Source organism: Rheinheimera riviphila, assembly GCF_004005945.1.
Taxonomy (GTDB): Bacteria; Pseudomonadota; Gammaproteobacteria; order Enterobacterales; family Alteromonadaceae; genus Pararheinheimera; species Pararheinheimera riviphila.
The window spans coordinates 65,535-90,547 of sequence record NZ_SACS01000018.1 but is presented as its reverse complement, the minus strand read 5'-3'; the positions used below and the strand labels follow the sequence as shown (position 1 = coordinate 90,547).

The following is a 25,013-nucleotide window of genomic DNA, read 5'->3' as shown; positions in this document are numbered from 1 at the left end:
CTGCTTATGGGTTGTACAGCGATGCAAAATTTTCAAATGATCCCGTTATTTCCAACCCAAATTCTGCAAAGCCTGTTGCAGGATGCGGCAACGCTGAACCCAGATTTAGTGGCAGAAGTGCTGCAACTGCGCGCATCACGTCCTGGCGTCAATAAAACCAATGTAGGTGGCTGGCATTCGCCGCCGGATTTACAGTTTGTGCAGCTGCCGGCGATGCAGCGATTTGTCAGTGAAATCAACGAACGGTTATCAGGCTGGGCGGAGCAGTATTTTCAGCTGCCAACGCCTTTAGACCCAACACTGTGGCAAATTGAACTCTGGGCCAACTGCAACGAACGTGGCCATTTTAATAAAGCGCACGATCATTTTCGCTCCGGCATTATCGCCTCTGGTTTTTATTATGTGCGCTGTGGTGGCGACGATGTCGGTGGTGAAACGGTGTTTATCAATCAGCAAAGTTGTCCGCTGAATATCAGTCTGAATGTGCCGCTGCGCACGTCAGAATATCAGGTGACGCCGGTTGACGGCACCCTGTATATTTTCCCCAGCTGGCTTGGCCATCGGGTATTGCCGTATCGTGGCGACATGACTCGGATTAGTCTGGCCTTTAATGCGCATCATCCGGCCCTGAATGTGTTTAAACAGGGGGATAAACCGCGGTTTAAAACCCTGAAAAAACTGTTGGGTCGGGCTGATTTTATCAAAGGCCGCAACTGAAACCTCAGTGATCCAGGCAAGCATCATAGCGGCCATTGTTGTCGCGAACATCAGCAAGTGGAGTCGCAGTGGAATTACTGAAAATTGAGTGTTTGGGCAAACAGTTACGGCTGGAAGGTTCGATGGCTGGTTGGCAGCAACTGTTTTGGGATGGCCAATTGGTGTCGCAACAAGTGGCCAGTGCCGATTTAGGCGCGGTGCGGGTGCATCAGTTTGAACTTCAGTTTGAACGACAGGGTGCGGTGGCCGCAGAAGATCATCCACAATCTCAACCAGAGCAGATCCAGGTTCTGCTTGAAACCGAATTAAACTGGCAGCCATTTTTATTGCGTTACCGGTTGTTGATCAACGATGAACCGCAGCTCGATGGCGAACGTCATAGCAAAGATATCGAACAACAAATCCCGGAAATCGCGCCGGTCAATACCAGCAAAATGAGTCTGGTGGGTCTGGCGTCATTGGGTTTTAAACTGCTGAAAAGCGCCAAAGTGATTAAAGTGGTGCTGGCCGGTGCCAGTATGGCCGCTTATTCCTGGTTGTTTTCGGTACAGTTTGCGCTGGCGCTGTTGGCCTGTCTGGTGTTCCACGAATATGGCCATATCCGGGCGATGAAATATTTCGGCATGAAAACCAAAGGGATTTATCTGATCCCGTTTCTCGGCGGCCTGGCGCTGTCGGACGAAAAAATTAATACCCGTTGGCAGGATGTGGTGATTTCCATTATGGGGCCGACTTTTGGTTTGCTATTGTCGCTGGCCTGCTTAATCGCCTATTGGGTCACCGGCAATATTTTCCTCGCAGGTTTGGCCACCTTTAATGCGTTGCTGAATCTGTTTAACTTATTACCGATATTACCGCTCGATGGTGGCCATATTCTTAAAAGCATCAGCTTTTCAATGAATAGTGTCGCAGGCTTGGTGGCTTGTGTGATTGGTGCCGCGGTTGGGGTTTATGTCAGCTACAGCTTTGGCCTGGCGTTATTAGGTTTTTTATTGCTGATTGGCAGCCTGGAAATTGTGTTTGAATGGCGGGGTCGGCATCAAAGCCATTTGCTACCGCTGGATCGCTATGGCCAGGCGTTTTCCACCGTCTGGTATTTACTGACAGTTGGCAGTTTAGTGGCGATTATCTGGTATTTCGCCAGTTCTGGTGATGATATGTTGGCACTGCCACTCAAAATCCTGCAAAGCTGATCTGTACTAACGCCACTCGTTACAAGCAAAACGGACGTCCAAAACCTTCGTTTTGCGTCCTACCACTTACATCGCTAAAACACCGTTTATCCTAAAACCAGCCCTCGACAATTGCCGTTGCCGCAAAATCCACTGCATCAAACACATGCAGCCCATTTTGTCAGTCGAGGATATACCTATGAAAATTACCCCAAGAACTTTAGCAACAACGCTGTTCGCTACCCTGTCTGCCAGCATTTGCCTCGGGCTTTGCAACCAGGCGGCCGCTTTTACCGATAGCGAACTACAACAAAAAATGCAGCAGCTGGTGGCGCAAAAAGCCAAAGCCGATCAACCCGGCTTTACCGTGATTGTGCGCAAAGGCCCGCAAGTAATGTTACGCGGCGGTTATGGTTTGGCCGATCTGGAAACAGCCACGCCAATGCGCCCGGATAGCAATTTACGCCTCGCGTCACAAACCAAACAATTCACTGCGATGGCGGTGCTGCAATTGGTGCAGGCCGGTAAAATTAAGCTGGAGCATAAAGTGGGTGAAGTATTAACCGACTATCCGGCGGTCGGACGGGATATCACCATCAAACAATTGCTGACGCACAGCAGCGGCATTCCTAACTTAAGCCGGATGCCGGAATTTCGTGACAATAAAGCCAAAGATGCCACTTTACCGGAGCTGTTGGCGTTATTTTCCAGCCAGCCATTGCAGTTTGCTCCTGGCAGTCGCTTTGGATATTCCAATTCAAACTACGTGCTGCTGACTGCCATTATCGAAGCGGCCAGCAAACAAACCTACGCTGACTACCTGCAACAGCATGTGTTTCAGCCCCTTGGCATGAAAAACACTGGTTATGATGTGGCCAGCGACATTGTGCCAAACCGCGCCAAAGGCTATGAGCAAACGGCCACTGGTTTTCGCAATGCTGATGTGATCAGCATGACCCGGCCACAAGGTGCTGGTGGCCTGCGCAGCACAGTCGATGATTTAAATCTGTGGGATCAAGCGCTCTACACCACCAAGCTGTTGCCACAAGAGCTGTTGCAACAGTCTTTTGTAAAGCATCCGGGTGCAGACGGCAAGCCGCTGCCTTATGGTTATGGCTGGATGTCCGCCGATTTGGCGGAGCTAGAAACACATGAACACAGCGGTGGGATTGATGGTTTTTCTTCCTATATTATCCGTGTTCCATCTCAGCAAGTGTACGTCGCGGTATTGGCGAATAGTTCGTACTTTGACAGTTACACCATGGCGGTGAAACTGGCGGCTATCGCGGTGGGTAAGCCGATGGAACCAACACCTGTCACCTTACCGGAAGCGACTTTGTGGGCCATTACCGGTAACTACAGTTTTGACGACGGTACTGAGCGACTAATTACGCTGGAACAGGGTGTGCTGATTTGCCAGACCAAAGAAGGCGCGCGGCAACAACTGACGCCATCTGCTGATGGCAAGTTATACCTGGAAGACGACACCAGCTACCTGACGCTGGGTAAAATCAGCAAAGGCAAAGCAGCGCTGGAACTGGTGGTGCGCGGTTTTGGTACCTTCCCGGCGAAACGTTTGCAATAACTATTGGTCGTGAGTTACAACCCCTGCAATTTCAAGGATGAAGGGCCGGGGTTACAGCGCTAACTGCTGCCGTAACACCGCACTTTGCCGCCGCGATACTTCCACTTCAGTCCCACAGCTCAGCATTAACACCAAACCACCACTGATTGAAGGTTCCACTGAGCTAATCGCCGTCAGATTCACCAACTGATGACGATTCACCCGAAAAAATAACCCTGGCTGCAAGCGTTGTTCGATACTGTTTAACGAGCGATACACCATCGGCGCCTGCGGTCCGGCGTGCACTTTACTGTAATTGCCAATGGCTTCAAACCAGCGCACATCGGCCACTTTTAATAAAAAACAGCGTTCGCCGTCTTTGACGAAAAAGTTGCTGTTGCTATCGAGTGGCCGTTCATTGCTGTCAGACGCTGGTTCCTCTGCCGCCGACGTTTCTGATTGTAACACCGGCGGCAATTTCGCCAGCGCCGTCGCTAGCCGCTCTGCTGTCACTGGTTTCAGCAAATAATCCACCGTCGGGTAATTAAACGCGGTCAGCGCATGTTCGGCATACGCTGTCGTAAAAATAATCTTCGGAACTGTTTCCAGCTGCGCCAGCAAATCAAAAGCAGTGGCGCCGCAGAGATCGATATCCAGCAATAACAGCTCAGGATGATGCTGTTTGACGAGCGTCAATGCCATCTCGACATCGCTCGCTTCAGCGACCAATTCCAACTGCGGATGGGCTTTGAGCTGTTCTTTGAGTTCCAGCCGCGCCAGCCTTGAGTCTTCCACAATCATCACTTTCATTGCTGGTTCTCCGTGCTTGAATGCTGATTTGCTGCAAGTTGGGTGGACTCTCGCGGAGCAGCCAGAATTTGCACCGTCGCCACCACTTCTTCTGCCTGTTGCTGTAGCTGCAAAGTCGCGTTATCACCAAAAATCAGTGCCAAGCGTTGACGCAGGTTATTCAGGCCACTGCCGATGTTGTTTTGAGAGTTGTTTTCTGCTGTTGCCGGGGTGGCATGCAACTGACCACTATTACGCATGCTGATTTGCCAGCCAATAGCATCCAACGCGCTGATCTGGATGCTGATCCGGCCGCCTTGCGGTTGCAGGCTAATGCCATGTTTCACCGCATTTTCAAATAATAACTGGAGCGTCAGCTTGGGCACTAAGCGCGATAAACAGCTTGGGTCAATTTGATATTCCAGCTGCAGCCGCTGCTCAAACTGAATGTGTAGTAGCGCGGCATAATCTTTCAGCACCGCCAATTCACTGCGAAGCGGCACCAACACTTGTTGGTCGGCATCAATCTGGTAACGCAGCATATCGGCAAAATGGGCCAGCATGGTGCGCGCCGCTTGTGGATCTTCAAGGATTAACGCCCGGATGTTATTAATACAGTTAAACATAAAATGCGGGCTCAACTGCGCCAATAAAATCTGCAGCTGACTTTGTTGTAGTCGCAGTTCAGATCCCAGCTTGGCTTGTTCAGCGGCGCGGATATCCAGTTGGCGGCTTAACGTCAGGTACAAACTGCTCCAGAAAATATACAGCGGCAGTAAAAATGGCGTTTTTGCGCCAAGCGGTTGCGCATCAAACACACCGTTTAGTGATGGGTGTAATTGTGATAGCGGCCATAACAGCAGGTAGTGACTAACATCCACGGTGATTGCCAGCAGCAGCGGCGCACCGAATAACCAGCCGAGCGTGGCGGCGGTGCTGCGCGGATGGCGGCGCAAGTGTCGAAACAGTAGCCGTAGCAGCAAAGAGCCGCCTATTGCCAGGACTAGCAACAACCACGCCGGCGTCAAGCTGCTGAGGGTTAAGGGTTGGTCGGCGCCAACCAACAGCAGTTGCAATAACGCAAACAGGCTCCAGCCGAGGCTTTGGTATAACCAAAAGCTGCTGGAGGAGCGTGCAGGATCAGCCGGGAGCATAGCATGCTGCATGCTACCTGGTTGGTTCATCAGCAATTTGCCACAGTGGTGATCATTTGGCGACAGCCGCAAAGGTCGTAGCTTCGGCCAACGTTAATTCACGATAGCTACCTTCGGCTAAATCGGCGCCTAGTTTAAAGCTACCAATTTGTTCGCGGTGCAGTTTTTCTACCTTATTGCCAATAGCGGCAAACATCCGTTTCACCTGATGGTAACGGCCTTCGTGGATGGTCAGCAGGCATTCCTGTGGATTCACAATCTCCAGCTGTGCCGGTTTGGTTGGATGTTTTTCACCGTTGAGCATCACACCTTCGGCAAACAAGGTTATCGCCGATGCGTCGACCGGATCGGCGAGCCAGGCACGATAGGTTTTGGCACACTCGTGTTTGGGCGAGCTGATTTGATGTGACCACTGGCCATCGTCGGTGATCAGCAGCAAGCCGGTGGTGTCTAAATCCAGCCGGCCAACAGTGTGCAGCCGTGACTGCATCGGTTCGTCCATCAGCGTAAACACGGTATTGTGATCCGGATCGTCAGTAGAGCAGACGTAACCGGCAGGTTTGTGCATCACAAAATAACGTAAGCCGATGATTTTTAATAACTCGCCGTCCAGTTCAATTTGCTGAACTGCAGTGACCTGCGTTGAAGGTTGTTTACATAATTGCTGATCAACCGTCACTAAGCCCTGGCGGATCACCTTACCGGCCTGACTACGGGTCAGCTCGGTACAATCACAGATAAATTTGTCTAAACGCATGAAAATGCCTTTGCTGAAGAAAAAATTGGCGATGAACCGCAAATAATGGCTGAAAACGATGTCAGTTCAGTAAGTTTGGGTTAGTGTAACTTCGCGGCGATGGTGCTACAACCCTTGTTCAATCTGAGTTGCGGCTACTCCGGCTTCAGGCCGTAGAGTTCCAGGCGGGAGGTCCAGAACTGTTGTTTGGGTAATGTTGCAATGGCGGTATCGAAGTCTGCCAGCACGCTCTGATAATGTTGGGTCAACAACAGTTGTCTTTGGTAGTTTGGGTAAGGCTGGCCGGTAATTTTCATTTTGCCTAAATGTTGCTGCTGTCTGGCATAGTATAAAAAACTGGAACGGGTGATCACAATTTGATCAACATTACGCTCCAGTAATCGGGCCAGATTTTCTTTATCGGTATCGGCATCCAGCCGGGTGACCCGATGCTGACTCACCAGTTCATTCACCCCTGGATAACTGTATCCACGCAAAGCACCTAGGGTACTGCCCGCCAAATCCGTCAGTTGCTCAACTTTACCGTGAAAGTCACTGAGCGTGACAAATACATCCCGATCGACAAACACCGTATTGGACCACAGATAAGGTTTGGCTTTATTGGTAAACCAGGCTGGGTTGGCCCACAGCACGATGGTCGGCAGTCCGGCGCTTAACCTTTCATTCAGCAGATGGCGGGGTAGTTGTTTGAATTCAAGATGATACCTGCTGCCTAGCTGCTGTTGTAGCGCCCGCACCAGGTCGTAATTCAGACCCGTTTCGGTATCGGGGTTAATCACAAAGGGCGGTGAGCTGTGATAGGCATACAAGGTCAGACTGGTACTGGCGAGTACCTGACAGCAGCACCAACATAAAATTCCGGCCAGAATTCGGCTGATCATTTAATGCTCCCTCAGCAACGTTGCTTGGTTAACCTTAGTTGGCTTCGCTGAAAAAAGGTAGCTTTCAGCGAAGTTCGCGATTATGGCGCATTTACTGCGTTTTAACTTCTCCGGCCAGTTAGTCAACTATTTTGGTTGCATTAAATGGCCACTTTCCACTACATTGCTGAGCAAATAACTATTACAACAGCATCATCACTTCAGGACCACACATGACCAATACCATTAACGCCCGCGGTAGCTGGGGCTCTCGCATCGGCTTCATTCTGGCAGCCGCCGGATCGGCAGTTGGCCTTGGCGCCATCTGGAAATTCCCTTACGTCGCCGGTGCCAATGGTGGCGGTGTTTTTCTGCTGGTTTATCTGGCTTGTGTGTTTTCTGTAGGCATCGTGATGATGCTGGCGGAAATGATGATTGGCCGTGGTGCGAAAAAATCAGCCACTTCCGCTTATCGCGAGCTTGGTAAAAGCCAGTGGCACTGGGCAGGCTGGATCTCGGTGCTCTGTGTTTATTTAATCCTTGGTTTTTATTGTGTGGTCGGCGGCTGGACCATTGCCTACATTGTCGAAGCGGTCAAAGGCGATATTCTGACCACCGACGCTAAAGTACTGAGTGATACCTTTACTAATTTTATTGCCGATCCAACGGCTTCATTAATTTATACCGCCGGTTTTATGTTTATTACCGCTGCTATCGTTATCGCCGGGGTACAGGCTGGTATCGAACGGATCTGTAAAGTGTTGATGCCGGTGTTATTTGCGCTGATGCTGTTCCTGGTATACCGCAGCCTGATCTTACCGGGTGCGATGGAAGGTGTGATGTACTTCATTACCCCAGACTGGAGCAAATTATCGATTAAAATGGTGCTGGATGCGTTGGGTTTAGCGGTGTTCTCATTGTCTGTTGGTGCCGGTCTGATGATTGCTTATGGCTCGTACTTAAGCCCGGAAACTAAAGTGGTGAATGCCGGTTTATGGATTGCCGGTTTAGCGACGATGGCCAGCGTGTTAGCCGGTTTAATGATTCTGCCTGCTGTATTTGCCTTTAACGTAGACCCGGCATCTGGTCCAGGATTGACGTTTATCACCATGCCGGCGCTCTTTGCGCAAATGGCCGGTGGTCAAATTCTGGCGTTGGTGTTTTTTGCCTTGTTGTTATTTGCTGCAGTGACGTCATCCATTTCGATTCTGGAACCAGCAGTCGCCTTTTTGATCGATGAATATGGCTTTGCCCGTAAATCTGCCACCATTCTTGTCAGCGTCAGCAACTACATCCTGTTATGTATTCCAGCCGCGTTGTCCTTTGGTTTTATGGCCGAAGATATGAAAGTTTTTGGCAAAACCCCCTTTGATTTAATGGATTTTGTCGCGTCAAACTTACTGATGCCACTGGGCGGTATGCTGGCAGCGGTGTTTGTCGGCTGGCGGATTTGGCCACAAATTCAGGTGATTCTGGCGGAAGAAATGCACAAACATGTGCTGAGCTGGTATCGCTTGATGGCTGCTGTGGTCGCGCCACTATTGATTGCGGTGGTGGCTTATATGACGATTAAAGGTTAGTCCGGTTATTTAACTCGGCCCGATATGAAAAAAGCAGCTGCGGCTGCTTTTTTTATTGCTCGTCTTCTGCGGTTGCTGCCGGATTTTTGTGTCCTATCAGCGATGGCGGTCTGGCGCTGGCGGAGCGCCGCAGCCGATGGATCCTGGCGGCACGGCGTTTCCCTTGGGGCGTAAATGCGCTTGGCAACACTTCGATGCCGAGCTTGCGGCCAAGCTTTACGATAATGGGAATGGTGATCGGCGCAAAAGGTAATACCGCAAAAATGCCAAGGCCAGTAGCCCGCAGCACATCGGCTAATTGGGCGTTGGCACGCGCCAATTCGGTCTTGCTAACGTCGCCGGTGACATAATGCTGGTAAATCCGCAGCATCTGCCGGGTTTCGTCTTTTTCCTGCGCTAACGCAATTTTCAGCCGAACCATGCTAAAGCGGATCCGGATCATACTTTTTCGACGCTGCAGCCGCAGCACCCGAAGTGGCGCTTTATGCAGATGACGTAGCAGCTTCATTCCAAACCCCGTGGCATATTCAGCCCGCACTGCCCGTTGCAGTGCACCCATAACGCTATTATCTGCCGCCAGCGGTTGAAACAACAGCAGTATTTATCGTGGCTAAGGTGAGATAAATTGATTTGTTGTGATCGACCTTCGGCAGTATCGTCAATTTGCTTTGACGATAAAATTTCCATTCAACAAATTCTCGCGCTGATACGCCGGGCCATCGATACCCAAGTATTGCACGGATGCACCTGCCGCCACCGCAATCGCATGACCAGCGCCGGTATCCCATAACATGGTGGGGCCAAAGCGTGGGTAGATATGTGCAGTGCCATCGGCCACCATGCAGAATTTTAACGAGCTGCCGACTGCGACTAATTCATGTTGTGGGAACTGTGCTAAATAGCTCTCCACTTCCGGTTGATAATGGCTTTTGCTGCCGACCAAGCGTACGGTTTCGCCTGGGACTGGCTCTACAGCGTGGATTTGGCGCTCACCTTTGGCATCGGCGACAAAAGCGCCTAGCCCCAATACGGCGCTGTAGGTTTTGGCTAGCACTGGCGCATGAATGACGCCAAGCACCGGCTCACCCGCCACAATCAGCGCAATATTGACGGTAAATTCGCCATTGCGTTTGATAAATTCTTTGGTGCCATCTAACGGGTCGACCAGCCAGTAACAATGCCAATGCTGACGCACAGTCCAGGGAATATCCGCAGCTTCTTCTGACAGCACCGGAATGTCCGGCGTTAACGAGGTTAGCTCACGCATAATCAGCTGATGCGCTGCTAAATCAGCGGCGGTGAGTGGGCTGTCGTCGGCTTTTTGCTGCACGGCTACAGCTTCTGGCTGGTTATAAATCGTTAAAATGGCGTCGCCGGCGGCCACGGCAATCCGGCGGATCTGCGGTAGCCAGTCGGCCAATTGTTGAGTTGTTGGGGTTATCAAGGTTGGATCCTGAGTTTGGGATGATTAGCGGATAATGCCACGCTCACGCAGTAACTGCAGCAGCTGTTGCACACTTTCATCCAGCGATAACAACCCGGTATCCAGCACAATATCAGCGTGCTCTGGCGCTTCGTACGGATCAGAAATGCCGGTGAAGTTTTTTATCTCACCGAGGCGGGCTTTTTGATAAAGACCTTTCACGTCACGTTTTTCGCACTCTTCCAGCGAAGTTGCGACATAAACTTCAATAAATTTTCCCTCTGGCACCGCCCGGCGAATGGCATCACGTTGGCTTTTGAGCGGCGAAATAAAAGCGCTTAGCACTATTAAGCCGGCATCAACCATCAAACCAGCAACCGCGCCAACCCGACGCAAGTTTTCGGTGCGATCCGCTTCGGAAAAACCTAAATCGGCACATAAACCATGGCGCACATTATCGCCATCCAGCAAATAAGTATGGGCACCCTGCGCCAGCAACGCCTGTTCCAGCGCCCCGGCGACCGTGGATTTCCCCGCACCACTTAAACCGGTAAACCACAGCACCACCGCCTGTTGCTGCTTTTGTGTTTCGCGTTCACCGCGGCTGACCTGATGTTGTTGCCAGACAATATTGCTCATTAGGTTTCCAAATAGTTTTTGGGGTCAGAGTAGGGGTCAGAGTACTACTCTGACCCCAAAAGTCCGTTTTGGCCCTCAAGTTAACATTATTTCAGTTTTGAAATATCCAGCGCTTGCCAGTGCGGGAAATGTTTACGCACAAAGGCGTTCAGTTCCAGTTCGTAGTCGCTGAATTGGTTTTGGGTTTGCACTGTTGCCAGCGCGCTGTCGACCAAACCGGCACCAACCGTGATATTACTTAAGCGGTCGATAAAGATAAAACCACCGGTGTCGCGATTTTGGCTGTACGGATCAAACACAATAGCTTCGGTTAGCTCCAGCTCGACCAGCGCGATGCCGTTTAAGCCCAGGGTTTGGGCCTGAAACTCGGCCAGCGTATTCACGTCAATCGCATGGGCAATGGCGGTGACTTTACCGGCCACTTTTTTGGTGGCTAGTTTAATGTTGTAGCTTTTACCCAGTACCAGCGGTTCTTCGTGCATCCAGACCACTTTGGCCAGAATGCGGTTCGACAAGCTGGCGTGATGTTGTTTTGGCACTATCACATCACCGCGGCTGATATCAATTTCGTCGGTCAGCGTCAATGTCACTGCTTGACCGGCAAAGGCTGAAGTCAGCTCGCCATCAAAAGTGACAATCGATTTAATCACCGAATGTTTACCGGATGGCAAAGCGGTAATCGCATCACCGACTTTAAATTCACCGGCGGCAATAGTGCCGGCAAAACCGCGAAAATCTAAATTCGGTCGATTGACATACTGCACCGGTAAGCGCGCTTCGCCGGTTAAGTTAAAACCAGTGACCGGTGCGTTTTCCAGTTTTTCCAGTAAAGTCGGGCCAACATACCAAGGACTTTGGGTTGAACGATTAACCACGTTGTCGCCGTTGAGCGCCGATAGCGGCACAAAATCAATGCTCGGGCCGTTTTTCTGTTGCGATCCCAGCTGCGCCGCAAAGGCCAGATAATCCTGTTTGATTTGCTCGTAACGATCTTCGGCAAAACCAACCAAATCCATTTTGTTAATGGCAACGACAAAATGCTTAATGCCAAGCAAAGCACAGATAAAACTATGGCGGCGGGTCTGGGTTTGCACGCCATAACGGGCATCAACCAGAATGATCGCCAGGTCGCAGTTCGAAGCGCCGGTCGCCATATTGCGGGTGTACTGCTCATGCCCTGGCGTGTCGGCGATAATAAATTTGCGCTTAGACGTCGAGAAATAACGGTACGCCACATCAATGGTGATGCCTTGTTCGCGCTCAGCCTGCAATCCGTCTACTAATAAAGCCAAATCGATGGTTTCGCCCGTAGTACCGTGGGTTTTGCTGTCTTTGTGCAAAGCCGCCAGTTGATCTTCATAAATCTGTGCGCTGTCGTGGAGCAGGCGGCCAATTAAGGTACTTTTGCCATCATCGACCGAGCCACAGGTTAAAAACTTCAGCAAAGATTTATGCTGTTGCTGTTTGAGGTATTCTTCAATCCCCAGTTGTTCTAATTCAATAGCGACTGACATCAGAAATAGCCCTCACGTTTTTTCTTTTCCATCGAACCACTGGAATCGTGGTCAATCACCCGGCCTTGCCGCTCGCTTGAGCGCGACAACAACATTTCTTCGATAATGCCGGTTAAGCTGTCGGCGTCCGATTCAATAGCACCGGTCAGCGGGTAACAGCCTAAAGTCCGGAACCTCACCAGTTTCTGTTGGGGCACTTCACCTGGTTCCAGCGGCATCCGTTCATCGTCAACCATCAACAAGGTCCCGTTGCGCTCCACTACCGGCCGGTATGCCGCCAGATACAACGGCACAATTTCGATATTTTCCTGATAGATATATTGCCAGATATCAAGTTCGGTCCAGTTCGACAATGGGAACACCCGGATACTTTCGCCTTTATTCACCTGCCCGTTGTAGGTGTGCCACAGCTCTGGCCGCTGGTTTTTTGGATCCCAACGATGGTACTGATCGCGAAACGAATAAATCCGCTCTTTAGCGCGGGATTTTTCTTCATCACGGCGCGCGCCACCAAAAGCGGCGTCAAAACCATAATGGTTCAGCGCCTGTTTCAGGCCTTCGGTTTTCATAATGTCAGTGTGTTTAGCGCTGCCGTGCACAAACGGGCTGATATTCATCGCCAGACCATCCGGGTTTTTATGCACCAGCAAATCAAAACCGTATTTCGCGGCGAGTTTGTCACGAAATTCAATCATTTCGCGAAACTTCCAGTTGGTGTCAACATGCAGCAGCGGAAACGGAATTTTGCCCGGATAAAAGGCTTTACGCGCCAGATGCAACAGCACCGACGAGTCTTTACCAATCGAATACAGCATCACCGGGTTATCAAACTCGGCGGCGACTTCGCGGAAGATCTGGATACTTTCCGCTTCTAGCTGTTGTAAATGCGTTAAGGTTTGCACAGGGATGACCCTCAATTTAAAAACGAATAAATGCTATGTATTTCAATCTAGTATCAAGTTCAGGCCAGGCTCGCCAAAGGCTGCGCAAACACTGCCGCTGTAGGCTGTTTGCCATACCAGGCCAGTTTGCTTTGCAGCGCGACGACTTCGCCAATCACCAATAACGCCGGCGATTGCACCTGCTGTTGTTCAATCAAGTCAGCCAGTTGCGCCAAAGTACCTGTAATCACGCGTTGCTCTGGTCGGGTGCCATTTTCTAAAATTGCCACCGGCGTTGTTGCCGCGCGACCAGCCGCTAATAACTGCGCCTGAATATGGGCAGATTTCATCAACCCCATATAAATCACTAAGGTTTGATTGGGCCGGCTTAAGCTGTGCCAATCAGGCTCTTTGCCATCTTTTTGGCAATGACCGGTGACAAACTGCACTGCCTGCGCATAATCGCGATGGGTCAGCGGAATACCGGCATAAGCGGCGCAACCTGCGGCGGCGGTGATGCCAGGTACCACCTGAAACGGAATTTGATGTGGTAATAACACTTCAATTTCTTCAGCGCCGCGGCCAAATATAAAGGGGTCACCGCCTTTTAAGCGGCAGACTTTTTTACCAGCAAGGGCTAAATCAATTAACAGCTGATTGGTATGCTCTTGCGCCACTGAATGCGCGCCAGCTTTTTTACCAACACAAATCAGCTCAGCGTCGCGGCGCACCAGCTGCATAATAGGTTCCGACACTAAGTAGTCGTATACCACCACATCGGCTTGTTGCATCAGTTGCAACGCTTTGAGCGTCAACAACTCCGGATCGCCAGGGCCGGCACCGACTACATAAACTTCGCCTTTGGAGGTTTGATGCTCGCTAAGTGATTGCGCCAGCTCAGTTTCAGCAGCGTCCAGTTGTTGGGTTTGCACCAGGCTGACAATATTGGAGTTGAACACTTTTTCCCAGAATTGCCGACGCTCAGCAAAACCCTGTAGTTTCTGCTGCACTTTTCCTCGAAACCGACCGACTAATTCAGCCAAAGGCCCGAGATGCTGCGGTAATAAAGTTTCCAGTTTTTCGCGCAGGCGCCGTGCCAGTACTGGGGCGGTACCACCGCTGGAAATGGCGACTAAAATCGGTGAGCGGTCAATAATAGAAGGGAAGATAAACTCGCACTTTTCCTGATCATCAACAGTATTGGCCCAAATCTGCCGTGCGGTAGCGGCCTGATGTACGGCGGCATTCACCGCATCATCGTCGGTGGCAGCCAACACCAGCCAGTGGCCGGGCAGCTGTGAATCGTCAAAATCGCCCTGAATTAACCGGGCTTGTTGCTGCTGTTGCCAGTCATAAAATTCGGCTTCAAATTGATGTGATACCACCGTCAATACCGCACCGGCGCTCAGCAAAGTGCGGGCTTTACGCAGCGCCACATGGCCGCCGCCGACCAGCAACACGGCTTTGCCTTTGAGGTTGGTGAAAATCGGTAAGTACTGCACTTTGGCTCCTGCTCCCCTGAGAGCTTTGACGACACCAAGAATTGGGTCGCTTTTTATCTGCAGCATGGATATTAGACGTCTAAACGTCCTGAATCCAAGAAGGGATTGCACTCAGATATAACTAAATGGAATTAGCATAGCGCAGTTCTGCAGAATGTCGGTAGCGGGATAAAGCGCCAGGCATGTGTTAGTAAAGGTGTTGGCAAAGAAGCAAGGGGCTGCGCGAACAGCAGCCCCAATGTTGATCAGGCGCGAAAGTCGTTAGGCTTTGGCCTGACAAACCGCGGCCGTAAACACCACATCGGTGGAACTATTCAGTGCGGTTTCGCAGGAGTCCTGGATCACGCCGATAATAAAACCAATGGCCACGACTTGCATCGCCACATCACTGGAGATACCAAACAGGCCACAAGCCAACGGGATCAGCAGTAATGAGCCACCAGCGACACCGGAAGCGCCGCAGGCACAAATGGATGCCACCACGCTTAATAACATGGCGGTGGCAAAATCAACCGGAATACCCAGCGTATGCACTGTGGCTAAAGTCAGTACTGTAATAGTAATGGCAGCGCCGGCCATATTAATGGTTGCGCCGAGTGGAATTGACACTGAATAGGTATCTTCATCCAGTTTCAGTTTTTCAGCTAACTGCATATTCACCGGAATATTGGCAGCAGAACTGCGGGTAAAAAACGCTGGAATGCCACTTTCACGCAGGCAAGTAAAGACTAGCGGATACGGATTCTTACGGGTGGTGACATACACCAACGCCGGATTGACCACCAGCGCAATCAATAACATACAGCCAACCAGTACCGTCAGCAGTTGACCATAACTGGCTAAACCAGCAAAGCCAGTCGTCGCGACGGTTTCCGCCACCAGGCCAAAAATGCCGATGGGCGCCAGTTTGATAATAAAAGTCACCAGCATCGAAATACCATGCGACACATCGGCAAATACTTGTTTGGTGGTCTTATTGGCGTGATGCAACCCCAGCCCTAAACCGATAGCCCAGGCTAAAACACCGATAAAGTTACCCGTTAACAAGGCATTGATTGGGTTATCGACCACCTGGAATAACACCGTTTTAATCACCTGACCGATGCCTTCCGGCGGTGTGACCGCTTCAGCAGTACCGGCCAGTACTAAGGTGGTTGGAAATAAAAAGCTAGCGGCGACAGCGGTTAGCGCGGCTAAAAACGTGCCGGTTAAATACAACATCAGCACCGGTTTCATTTTGTCAGCCCCGCCAATTTTGCGATTGGCGATGGATGAAGCCACCAGAATAAACACCAGAATGGGTGCCACGGCTTTGAGCGCTTTGACAAACAGCGCGCCGAAGATCGCCACTGCCTGACCGGCTTCTGCCGACCAGCTGGCAAGTGCAACGCCGCAGAATATCCCCAGAATTATTTGTGGTACCAGCCCAAAACGGCTTGTTGTTTTTGTTGTGATTGTCATGTTGAGTTGCCTTGTTTTTCCCTGCGCCCGATTGTGCCGGTAAAGGTCATAGCTGGCAACCAGAGTCCGGCGCATTTTTTGTCGCATTCAGGGCAAAAATGACTGGAGCCTGATGGTGCATTTCTGTTATCAAGGTTATCAGAACGTGATGATATTTTTAGAAAAGGCGATGGATGATGCGAAAGGCTTTGAAAATGGCTAGACCAACCAGTTGGTTGAACACCCTGCTGCTGTTGTGTTGCGCGTTGCTGCTGAGCAGCTGCGCCCGGCACTCTGTCACAACTGCCACCGCACCGGTTTTGCCTGCGACCAGCGAGCATTGGTTTGCGCCACCTGCCGGTCAACAAGTTCAGCTACCAACTACCAGCGATTTTTACCGGCTCACTGCCGCCCAACAACAGCATTTTCTGACATTTTTTAACGCGCCGGCGCAGCAACATCTGGCGCCGCACCAGCGGTTGTATCGGTATCTTGAACATCATCTGGTGAACTTTAACTACGAAGGTAAAAACACCATGGCCAGCGTCACCATGGCCAATCTGACCGGTAATTGCATTTCGCTGGCGTTGTTGGTGACTGCGCTGGCGCAGGTCGTGGATATCGAAGTGGGGTATCGCGCCAGTTATGCCGAACCGGTGCTGGATTTTTCCGCCAATATTGTGCTGAGTTCGGCGCATGTGCGAAGTTATTTGTTCGAACAAAGCCAGCCGAAAGAAGAGGGGATGATGCTGTTGCAACGTTCGGCTATCGGGGTTGATTATTTTCCTGGTCGCTTAGATCGGCTAGGCGCTATGCTGGAAAACCGCCATTTTGAAGCGATGATTTATAACAATTTGGCGGCCGATGCATTGTTGGCTGGTGATTTGGATCAAGCGTACTGGCTAAGCAAAGCAGCCCTGTGGCTCGATCCTTACTACAGTGCGAGCATCAATCTGATTGCGATTTTGTACCGACGCAAAGGCGATTTGCTGGCGGCGCAGCAGTGGTATGAGTTCGGTATGCGTTATTCGTCTCAACCTGTCACTTTGGCGAGCAATTACCTGGTGCTGGCAGCCCAAATGAAAGACCAGTCATTGATTGACAAGCTCAACAAGCAACTGCGCCGGGTGGACGACGATAATCCGTATGTCTGGTTTTATCTGGCTTATCAGGCGGAGCAAGACCACAAAGCTGCCGATGCGGTTTTTTATTATGAAAAATTACTGAAAAAAGTACCTTATCTGCACAAAGCCAACCTGGCGCTGGCCAAACTGCAATTTCAGCTTGGCCAGCCCGAATCTGCCAGACGTGCGTTACACGAGGCGTTGCAATATAGCTACGATCCCGCCAACCGCCAGATGTATCAGGCGAAACTGCAAGCGCTGGAACACATGACGGTGCATTGAAAAGGCGCGTTGTCTAAGGCTGTAAGCGTGCTGCGACCGCCTGCACCAGGGCTTCTGGTGCTGTGACATCATCCGGCATCAGCCAGTCCGGGGTTTGCAGTTGTTCGGTAAAACCGCCTTGTGGTCTGGCAGCCCAAAACCTTGGCACGATGATGTCTAACTTACTGTGTGGCAAAGCAATAAATTGCACGCCACCGGTGCTGCGCGATCGGACATAACTGCCTTCACCGGCCAGCGTGGCAAAACTAAAATCCTGCATCACATTGCTAAATTGCACCGCTGACGAGTAAGTGCGCCGTCCGGTCAGCACCACCACTTTTCCCTGGAAACGAAGTGGGTTGGTTAGTTGCGGTTGGTACCAGGTTTTAAATTCGCTTTCAATCACCAGACCGGCCGGTTCGGTGACACTAGCGCGGCTGGCGATCACCTTCTTTTTACTGTGCGAGCCGACCCGGAAGGGCTGGTCCGCCAGATAGGGCATCAGATGATCAATCCAGGCCGAATCATTACCACCGCGATTTTCGCGCACATCAATAATCAGCGTTGTTGCGCCGGATTGTTGGATTTTGGCAAAGGCTTCTTTGGTAAAACTGCCAATCTCCTGTTCTTCCGGCCAGTAAAAAGTACCGAGTTCCAGATAGGCGGTGTTGGCATTCAGTGCGCGATAACTGAAATTATCAGCGAATTTGTTGCTGGTTTTGCCAATGACGGCAGCCTGTTTGCTCGCCGGAAGTACCGCCGTTATTAATTGGTCGTTTTGTTTTAACTGCAGGGTGAATTCGGTCGGCGTGCCAAATACACTGGCGTAATACAGCTGAAAAGATGGCCCCAATAAGTTGGCGCGGTTCAGCGGGGTATCGCCATGGCGCAGTGTTAACAACTGACGGCTAAGCACCGGCGCCAGTACGCCATTAATACTTTCAATAGTGGCACCCCGCCATGGCGTCTCGCCGCCACCGGCCAGCGCCAGCACGGTCAGCTCGCCGTCGGGCCGCAGATGCACTTCCAGCGGAAACAGGCCGCCGGTTTTTTTGATCAATTGCTGCATATCGCTATCGGCTTCCGGCAGATTCACCGACCAATGTGCGTCATTAAACAACGGATTCAGCTTCGCAGTCTGATGCCAGAATTCGTTGGCGGTCATCGGTTTGGTCAGGCTGTTTTCAATGCTGGCAAAGGCTTGTTCAAGCTGCTGCGGCGAGGCCGAATGACTGATGTCAGGATGGGTGGCGTCGATAAAAGCCCGTAGGCTTTGTAAATCTTGTTTGAGCTGGGTTGGGGTGAATTTTTCAGTATTTTCAGCAGCTTGGCTGTTGGGCTTCACTTTCACCTGCACTGCGGGAGTGTTGGCGGTGCTCGCAAACGGCATTAGACAAACACTTAACAACAGGGTCGAACGAAACAAATTTTTGGCAAACATACATTTCTTCCAAAGCAGATGGGTAGGTGATCTGCTGGCTTGGTCGAAGCATGTTTGAAAAAAGTTTTTAAATTTTGCAAATATTTAACGCAATACTTTTTAGCTAGATCCCATCCCCTGCCACATGCAACCCACACTCGCGGCCCATGCCGTTAAAGCGGGTTTCTTCTTCGGTCATGCCAAATTCCAACGGACGGCTGGAGTGGGTGTCACCGACTGAGACATAACCCTGCTCCCATAACGGGTGATAAGGTAAGTTATTGTTTTGCAGGTAATAATGAATGTCTTTATTGCTCCACTCGACGATAGGGCAGAACTTCACCACATCGCGTTGCACACTGACAATCGGCGTATCGGCGCGGGTCGAACTTTGGCTACGGCGCAGGCCGCTGAACCAGCTTTGTACCGCCAGTTCGTGTTGCGCCCGTACCATTGGTTCTACTTTATTCAGCTGATTGTATTGTTTCAGGCCTTCGGCGCTGGTCCACAGCTGGCCAAAACGGGCTTCCTGCCAGGCCGGACTTAAGTCACTGCGATAGACTTTGAGATTCAGCTGCAGCCTGGCGGTCAGCTCATCAATAAAGCGATAAGTTTCCGGGAACAAATAACCGGTGTCGGTTAACACCACTGGCAGATCGGCTTTGACGCTGGTGCAAAGATGTAACATCACCGCCGCCTGAATGCCAAAGCTGGAACTTAACATATGGTTGCCAGGCAGTTCTTTCAGCGCAAACTCAATGCGCTGCTGCGCGGTTAAGGGCGCAAGCAGTTGGTTCAGTTCCAGTAGCGCCTGCTGCTGTGCGGCAGGCTCCAATTGCAATAACTGCTGATAACTCATTGTGTTAAAACTCCAGCCTTTGTTTTGCTATGTAAATCAGAGATTCAAATCAGGCATGAAAATCGGTTTTGCTGACTTTCACTTCAGCCACCACGCCAACCCGGATCACAAAATCACCAAAACATTCGCCGCTTTGACGTTCAACCGACCAACGGCCAATCAGGCCATCCAGCGCGGCCAGAATTTCTGCTTCGGCGACGTTATCCAAGTACAGTTTTGGAATACGGGTACCGGCGGTGTTGCCACCCAAATACAGGTTGTATTTGCCAGGACCACGGCCAACTAAACCGGCTTCGGCCAACATGGCGCGACCACAACCATTCGGGCAACCAACCACCCGCAGAATAATATGGTCGTCTGCCACACCGTGTTTTGCCAGAATGCCTTCCACATGCGTCACCAACGTCGGTAAATAACGCTCGGCTTCCGCCATCGCCAACGGACAAGTTGGCAGTGACACACAGGCCATTGAATTTTTACGTTGTTCGGTCACCGAGTCTTCAATCAACCCATGGCTACGGGCAATCGCCTCAATCTGCGCTTTGTCTTCGACAGCAACACCGGCGATAATCAGATTCTGATTCGCCGTCATTCGGAAGTCACCTTTGTGGATTTTGGCAATTTCCGACACGCCGGTTTTCAGCGGTTTGCCCGGATAATCCAGCAAACGGCCGTTTTCGATAAACAGCGTTAAATGGTGTTTGCCATCAATGCCTTCGACCCAACCAAAGCGGTCGCCGCGATGGGTAAATTCATAAGGACGGCTTGGCTGAAACTTCACTCCAATGCGCGCTTCCACTTCCTGTTTAAAGGTGTCGACACCGATGCGGTCGATGGTGTATTTGGTTTTGGCGTTTTTGCGGTTCACGCGGTCGCCATAATCACGCTGCACAGTCACTACATGTTCGGCGACTTTTAATACATGTTCGAGGCCGATAAAGCCAAAGTCTTCGGCGCGGCGTGGGTAAGTACCTTTATCGCCGTGGGTCATGGCGAGACCACCACCGACCAACACGTTAAAGCCCACTAACTGGCCGTTTTCGGCAATAGCGACAAAGTTTAAGTCGTTGGCATGCACGTCAATATCGTTATGCGGCGGAATAACTACTGTGGTTTTAAACTTACGCGGCAGATAAGTATCGCCCAACACAGGTTCAGTTTCGGTCGTCTCTACCTTTTCTTCATCCAGCCAAATCTCGGCATAAGCACGGGTTTTTGGCAGCAGATGCTCAGAAATTTTCACCGCCCACTGATAAGCCTGCTGGTGCAATACCGATTCCACCGGATTCGAGGTACACAGCACGTTGCGGTTCACATCACCGGCTGTGGCAATCGAATCAATGCCGATGCTGTTGAGCATTTGATGCATCGGTTTGATGTTTGGCTTAAACACACCGTGGAACTGGAAAGTCTGCCGGGTGGTTAAACGGATACTGCCGTACATGGTTTTTTCAGTGGCGAATTTGTCGATCGCCAGCCACTGCGTTGGGGTAATGATGCCGCCTGGCATCCGCGCCCGTAACATCACATTGTGCAGCGGTTCTAGTTTTTGCTCGGCGCGTTCGGCGCGGATATCGCGGTCATCCTGCTGATACATGCCGTGAAAACGTACCAATAAGAAGTTATCGCCGGTAAAACCGCCGGTAATTTCGTCTTTTAAATCGGTAGTAATAGTGCCGCGTAAATGATGGCTTTCGGCTTTTAACCGCTCGTTATCAGACAGCGCACCCTGAACTTGTAGCTCAGGGTTAATTGAGTGCTGTGTTGGCTGCTGGGGCGTTGTCATTAATACACATCCTTCTGATAACGTTTAGATTCACGCAGTTGTTCGAAATAGTCGCCGGCAGCTTCATCATTCAGACCGCCATGAGTTTGCGCAATTTGCAGCAATGCCTGATGCACGTCTTTAGCCATTTTGCTGCCATCACCGCAGATATACAGATGCGCGCCTTGTTCTAACCAGGACCACACTTCAGCGCCTTTACTTAACAGTTTATCCTGCACATAGACTTTTTGCGCTTGATCACGGCTAAAAGCCACATCCAGTTTGCTCAGCACCCCACGTTTTAAATAATCCTGTAGTTCCACCTGATACAAGAAATCCTGGGTGAAATGCGGGTTACCGAAGAACAACCAGTTTTGACCAGTCGCACCCGCGTTATCGCGTTCTTGCAGGAAAGCCCGGAACGGCGCAATACCGGTGCCCGGGCCAATCATAATCACCGGTGTATCGTGGTTCGGCAGGCGGAAATTGTCATTGTGTTCAACAAATACTTTTACTTGCTGGCCTTCGGCTAACCGCTCGGCCAAAAAGCCTGATGCACCGCCTAAATGAGTTTGACCAAAGCTATCAAAACGCACTACACCCACAGTTAAATGCACTTCTTCGCCGACTTCAGCCTGGCTCGATGCAATTGAATATAAGCGTGGTTGTTGTTTACGCAGACTGTCGACCAACTGCTGCGCGCTTAATGAACCCGGATATTGCAACACCACATCGGCGGTTTGATGCTGGGCTAAAAATTCGCGTAACGCCGTTTTATCAGTAGCCAGTTGTTGCAACTTGGCATTGCCAGTGGCCGCTGCGTATTTTTCAACAAAAGACGGGTAGGACTGGGTTAATTCCAGCTGTTCGGTCAGTAGTTGCTGCACCGTATGCTCAGCGCCATCAAACTGAACTTTGCTGTCAGCGGCAATACCGGTGGCGGCTAAAATGGCGCTGACCAAAGCCGGATCGTTGTGGAAATACACACCCAGCGCATCGCCCGGCTGATAGGTCAGGCCAGAATCCGCTAACGAAATTTCGATATGGCGCACATCTTTGGTCGAATCACGACCGGTGATTTTTTGATTGACCGACAATTCTGCCTGCAGCGGATGTTGTTTGTTGTACAAACTATGATGGCCGTCGGTGGCACCTGGCCAGGCAATCACTTGCGCTGATGGTGCTGAATTGGCGGCCTTTAACAGCGGCTCGAACTGGGTCAAAGCTTGTTGTTGCCATTCGCTCGCTTGTGCGTCGTAATCGACGTCCAGTAACGCAGCTGGGTGCAGCCGTTTGGCGCCTAAAGTGGCCAGTTTGGTATCAAAATCAACGGCGGTCTGGCAGAAAAATTCATAAGAGCTATCGCCCAAACCCAACACTGCATACTGCAGTTGTGGCAACTGCGGGGCCTTTTTGCCAAATAAGAATTTGTGGAAACTGACCGCCGATTCCGGCGGTTCGCCTTCACCATAAGTAGATGCGACGATGATCAGGAATTTTTCCTTCACCAGCGCAGTGGTTTTATAACTGGCAATATCGCTAAAAGCCACGGCAAAACCTTTGCTTTCCGCGGCAGCTTTAATCTTGCTGGCGACGGCTTTGGCGTTGCCGGTTTGCGAGGCGTATAAAATGGTCAGCGTTGAGGCTTCTGCCACTTGCGTTGCGGCCACTGTGCCCGCGCTTTGGCCGGCAAATTGCGCTGCCGCCGCCAGATAACCACTAACCCAGGCTTGCTGGATTGGATTAAGCTGGCTGACCAGCGCCTGTAAATCTTTAACTTGCTGCGCACTCAGCGGGCTCGCTTGTGCAGTCAGTGAAGCCAGAAGCATAACAACACCTATTTCTAATCAATTGCCTGCATTTTAGCCGTCTATATGGATAAATCTGAAAGAATCGATCTTTCCGGCTTATGCAAATTAGTTATATAGATGGCAAAGTCTGACATAGTGTTTGACTTAGTGGTGCTGGGCTACAGACAACAATGGGCACAGCAAATTAAGGCGATTCTGACTACTATTTAGCATTTGCCACTACATTAGATAGTGTTCATGAAAGGTTCACTTGCTGAATGTTATTTAAAAACAAAGATTTAATACAGTGGCACAGCCTTTGCGTTGCCAGCTTATCAACCACAGAAGGAATTCGAACATGAAAACGCTGATCGCTACCGCCCTGTTATCCTCCTTGTCCCTGTCAGCCGCTGCTGCTGACAATTGTTCTCTCCAGTTTAAAGATGATTTAGTAATTGCCCCAACCAGCGTGCATTTAGAGCGCTCGGAAAAACAGTTGTGGCGCATCAATGCCGATGGCCAGTTATGGCTCGACAATAAAAAAGTCAGTACCGACGCCAAAACCACCGCTGCTTTGCAGCAATATCAGTCTGGCCTGCGCCAACAAAGTAAAGAAACGGTGTTGCTGGTGGGTGAAGCTTTGCAACTGGCCTCTGATGCAGTTGGTAAAGTCGTTGCCGGTTTTGGGGTTGATAACAGCCAGCTGAAAAGCTCTGTTGATCAGGCATTGGGTGGTCTGAAAACCAAAATCGATCATCTGGTGATTTCAAACGGCGACGAAATTCGGATTAACGGCAGTCATATCAATCAAGCCGATGGCCAGCTCGCCGCCGAGTTTGAACAGGCGATGGAGCAATCTATTGCACAATTGACCGGCGCGGTGATGATGACGATGGGCCAGGCGATGATGCAGGGCGAAGGCAATTTTGAGCAGCGGATGGAAAAATTCGGCAAAAAAATGGAAACCTTCGGCAATGAAATTGAAGTGGAAATGGAAAGCCGCGGTGATGCGCTGGAACAACGGGGCAAAGTGATTTGCCACAATTTACAGCAGCTTGATCTGTTGGAGCGTCAAATTCAGGTCGCAGTGCCACAAATGGCCGCTTACGACTTAATTGATACCACCAAAGAAGGCATCAAAAATCCGCTGAAAAAATCAGCAGGTCAGACCGAATAGCCAGTTTGTTTGAAAACAGTTAAGCTCCCAACCACATTTTGCCGCGCCAATGCGCGGCGTTTTTTTGGAGCCTTACTTTGACTAACAACAGCATGACCATAAAACGTGTGTTACCAGGTAATCGATATTCAGAAGCGGTGATCGCCGGTGGTTTTATTTTCTGTGCCGGTATGGTGCCAGAGCACACCGGCGGCGATATTGTGGCGCAAACCAAAGACGTGCTGGCACAGCTAGATACGCTGTTAGCAGAGTGTGGCACCGATAAAACTGCCGTGGTGGATACAGTGATTTATCTGGCCGATATGGCCGATTACACCGGTATGAATATCGCCTGGGATAGCTGGATTGCGCCAGGTCAGGCACCGGCCCGCGCCACAGTTGAAGCGCGATTGGCCAATCCGGCGTGGCGGATTGAGATTAAAGTGACGGCCTATACCCGTCATCCTTGAAGCTGCAGCGTTGTTGACTTCGCTCGTTCGCCCCAGTCACATAGACAGCTATGTTCCTGGGGTCTCGCTTACTCGTCGCCTAGCTGCAACTCCAATGATTTAGGGTATACCCTACCTGTAAGGAAAGGCAGAGCATTGCAAACGTATGCAAGCACTGTTGTTGTAAAGGGTAATTG

22 protein-coding genes are annotated in these 25,013 nt (G+C 50.8%); 7 read left to right on the top strand and 15 right to left on the bottom strand.

Going from position 1 to position 25,013, the window contains the following annotated elements; translation table 11 throughout:
• The first annotated feature begins 21 nt into the window (after positions 1-21).
• The 3 genes from EOE67_RS15555 (at position 22) to EOE67_RS15545 (ending at position 3,474) form a co-directional block, all read left to right on the top strand.
• Entirely contained in the window at positions 22-717 is a 696-nt protein-coding gene (locus EOE67_RS15555) for a putative 2OG-Fe(II) oxygenase (protein WP_164852373.1), read from the top strand.
• A gap of 68 nt (positions 718-785) precedes the next feature.
• Positions 786-1,910, top strand: coding sequence for a site-2 protease family protein (locus tag EOE67_RS15550; protein ID WP_127700251.1), 1,125 nt, complete (start codon positions 786-788; stop codon positions 1,908-1,910).
• Between the two features lie 178 nt (positions 1,911-2,088).
• A complete protein-coding gene (locus tag EOE67_RS15545; protein ID WP_164852371.1) occupies positions 2,089-3,474 on the top strand; it encodes a serine hydrolase domain-containing protein in 1,386 nt (461 codons plus the stop codon).
• Positions 3,475-3,525: 51 nt separating this feature from the next.
• Here the strand turns inward: EOE67_RS15545 and EOE67_RS15540 are convergent, their stop codons facing one another.
• From EOE67_RS15540 to EOE67_RS15525, 4 genes are all read right to left on the bottom strand, one after another.
• A complete protein-coding gene (locus EOE67_RS15540; protein ID WP_206099622.1) occupies positions 3,526-4,263 on the bottom strand; it encodes a LytR/AlgR family response regulator transcription factor in 738 nt (245 codons plus the stop codon).
• The gene (locus EOE67_RS15535) at positions 4,260-5,396 is read right to left on the bottom strand and encodes a sensor histidine kinase (protein WP_164852369.1); all 1,137 of its coding nucleotides are present in this window, start codon (positions 5,394-5,396) and stop codon (positions 4,260-4,262) included. Before EOE67_RS15535 ends, EOE67_RS15540 begins: the two co-directional genes overlap by 4 nt.
• A gap of 52 nt (positions 5,397-5,448) precedes the next feature.
• Complete coding sequence (gene rsuA / locus EOE67_RS15530) at positions 5,449-6,153, bottom strand: 16S rRNA pseudouridine(516) synthase RsuA (RefSeq protein ID WP_127700248.1); 705 nt, start codon at positions 6,151-6,153, stop codon at positions 5,449-5,451.
• A 134-nt stretch (positions 6,154-6,287) separates the two neighbouring features.
• Entirely contained in the window at positions 6,288-7,034 is a 747-nt protein-coding gene (locus EOE67_RS15525) for a substrate-binding periplasmic protein (protein WP_127700247.1), read from the bottom strand.
• A 212-nt stretch (positions 7,035-7,246) separates the two neighbouring features.
• Here EOE67_RS15525 and EOE67_RS15520 point away from each other — a divergent pair, with 212 nt between their 5' ends.
• Positions 7,247-8,593: a sodium-dependent transporter gene (locus tag EOE67_RS15520; RefSeq protein ID WP_127700246.1), complete on the top strand. Its 1,347-nt coding sequence runs from the start codon at positions 7,247-7,249 to the stop codon at positions 8,591-8,593.
• A 52-nt stretch (positions 8,594-8,645) separates the two neighbouring features.
• On the opposite strand, the gene EOE67_RS15515 is transcribed toward EOE67_RS15520, so the two are convergent.
• The 7 genes from EOE67_RS15515 to sstT all read right to left on the bottom strand — a co-directional run bounded on the left by EOE67_RS15515 (position 8,646) and on the right by sstT (position 16,013).
• Positions 8,646-9,101, bottom strand: a complete 456-nt coding sequence (locus tag EOE67_RS15515) for a hypothetical protein (protein ID WP_127700245.1) — start codon at positions 9,099-9,101, stop codon at positions 8,646-8,648.
• Positions 9,102-9,251: 150 nt separating this feature from the next.
• Positions 9,252-10,037, bottom strand: a complete 786-nt coding sequence (cysQ, locus tag EOE67_RS15510) for a 3'(2'),5'-bisphosphate nucleotidase CysQ (protein WP_240652838.1) — start codon at positions 10,035-10,037, stop codon at positions 9,252-9,254.
• A gap of 24 nt (positions 10,038-10,061) precedes the next feature.
• On the bottom strand, positions 10,062-10,655 hold the full coding sequence (cysC, locus tag EOE67_RS15505; protein WP_127700244.1) for an adenylyl-sulfate kinase: 594 nt from the start codon (positions 10,653-10,655) through the stop codon (positions 10,062-10,064).
• Positions 10,656-10,741: 86 nt separating this feature from the next.
• Entirely contained in the window at positions 10,742-12,169 is a 1,428-nt protein-coding gene (gene cysN, locus EOE67_RS15500) for a sulfate adenylyltransferase subunit CysN (protein ID WP_127700243.1), read from the bottom strand.
• The gene (gene cysD, locus EOE67_RS15495) at positions 12,169-13,071 is read right to left on the bottom strand and encodes a sulfate adenylyltransferase subunit CysD (RefSeq protein ID WP_338069036.1); all 903 of its coding nucleotides are present in this window, start codon (positions 13,069-13,071) and stop codon (positions 12,169-12,171) included. The genes cysN and cysD overlap by 1 nt, the downstream gene beginning before the upstream one ends.
• A 59-nt stretch (positions 13,072-13,130) precedes the next feature.
• A complete protein-coding gene (gene cysG / locus EOE67_RS15490) occupies positions 13,131-14,552 on the bottom strand; it encodes a siroheme synthase CysG (protein ID WP_127700242.1) in 1,422 nt (473 codons plus the stop codon).
• A gap of 261 nt (positions 14,553-14,813) precedes the next feature.
• Positions 14,814-16,013 (bottom strand): serine/threonine transporter SstT, encoded by a 1,200-nt coding sequence (gene sstT, locus EOE67_RS15485; protein WP_127700241.1) that lies wholly within the window; start codon positions 16,011-16,013, stop codon positions 14,814-14,816.
• Positions 16,014-16,207: 194 nt separating this feature from the next.
• Between sstT and EOE67_RS15480 the strand changes: the two genes are divergently transcribed.
• Complete coding sequence (locus EOE67_RS15480; RefSeq protein ID WP_127700240.1) at positions 16,208-17,398, top strand: tetratricopeptide repeat protein; 1,191 nt, start codon at positions 16,208-16,210, stop codon at positions 17,396-17,398.
• Positions 17,399-17,411: 13 nt separating this feature from the next.
• Here EOE67_RS15480 and EOE67_RS15475 read toward each other — a convergent pair whose 3' ends face one another.
• From EOE67_RS15475 to EOE67_RS15460, 4 genes are all read right to left on the bottom strand, one after another.
• Positions 17,412-18,818: a S41 family peptidase gene (locus EOE67_RS15475; RefSeq protein WP_127700239.1), complete on the bottom strand. Its 1,407-nt coding sequence runs from the start codon at positions 18,816-18,818 to the stop codon at positions 17,412-17,414.
• A 103-nt stretch (positions 18,819-18,921) separates the two neighbouring features.
• Positions 18,922-19,656 carry a phosphoadenylyl-sulfate reductase gene (locus EOE67_RS15470; RefSeq protein WP_127700238.1) on the bottom strand — a complete coding sequence of 245 codons (735 nt, stop codon included), beginning with the start codon at positions 19,654-19,656 and terminating at the stop codon, positions 18,922-18,924.
• Positions 19,657-19,705: 49 nt separating this feature from the next.
• Complete coding sequence (gene cysI, locus EOE67_RS15465) at positions 19,706-21,442, bottom strand: assimilatory sulfite reductase (NADPH) hemoprotein subunit (protein ID WP_206099621.1); 1,737 nt, start codon at positions 21,440-21,442, stop codon at positions 19,706-19,708.
• Complete coding sequence (locus EOE67_RS15460; protein WP_127700237.1) at positions 21,442-23,250, bottom strand: assimilatory sulfite reductase (NADPH) flavoprotein subunit; 1,809 nt, start codon at positions 23,248-23,250, stop codon at positions 21,442-21,444. The genes cysI and EOE67_RS15460 overlap by 1 nt, the downstream gene beginning before the upstream one ends.
• A gap of 319 nt (positions 23,251-23,569) precedes the next feature.
• On the opposite strand from EOE67_RS15460, the gene EOE67_RS15455 reads away from it, so the two are divergent.
• Together EOE67_RS15455 and EOE67_RS15450 are read left to right on the top strand one after the other, a co-directional pair.
• On the top strand, positions 23,570-24,388 hold the full coding sequence (locus EOE67_RS15455; protein WP_127700236.1) for a DUF2884 family protein: 819 nt from the start codon (positions 23,570-23,572) through the stop codon (positions 24,386-24,388).
• A 92-nt stretch (positions 24,389-24,480) separates the two neighbouring features.
• Complete coding sequence (locus tag EOE67_RS15450; RefSeq protein WP_127700235.1) at positions 24,481-24,837, top strand: RidA family protein; 357 nt, start codon at positions 24,481-24,483, stop codon at positions 24,835-24,837.
• Positions 24,838-25,013 lie beyond the last annotated feature (176 nt).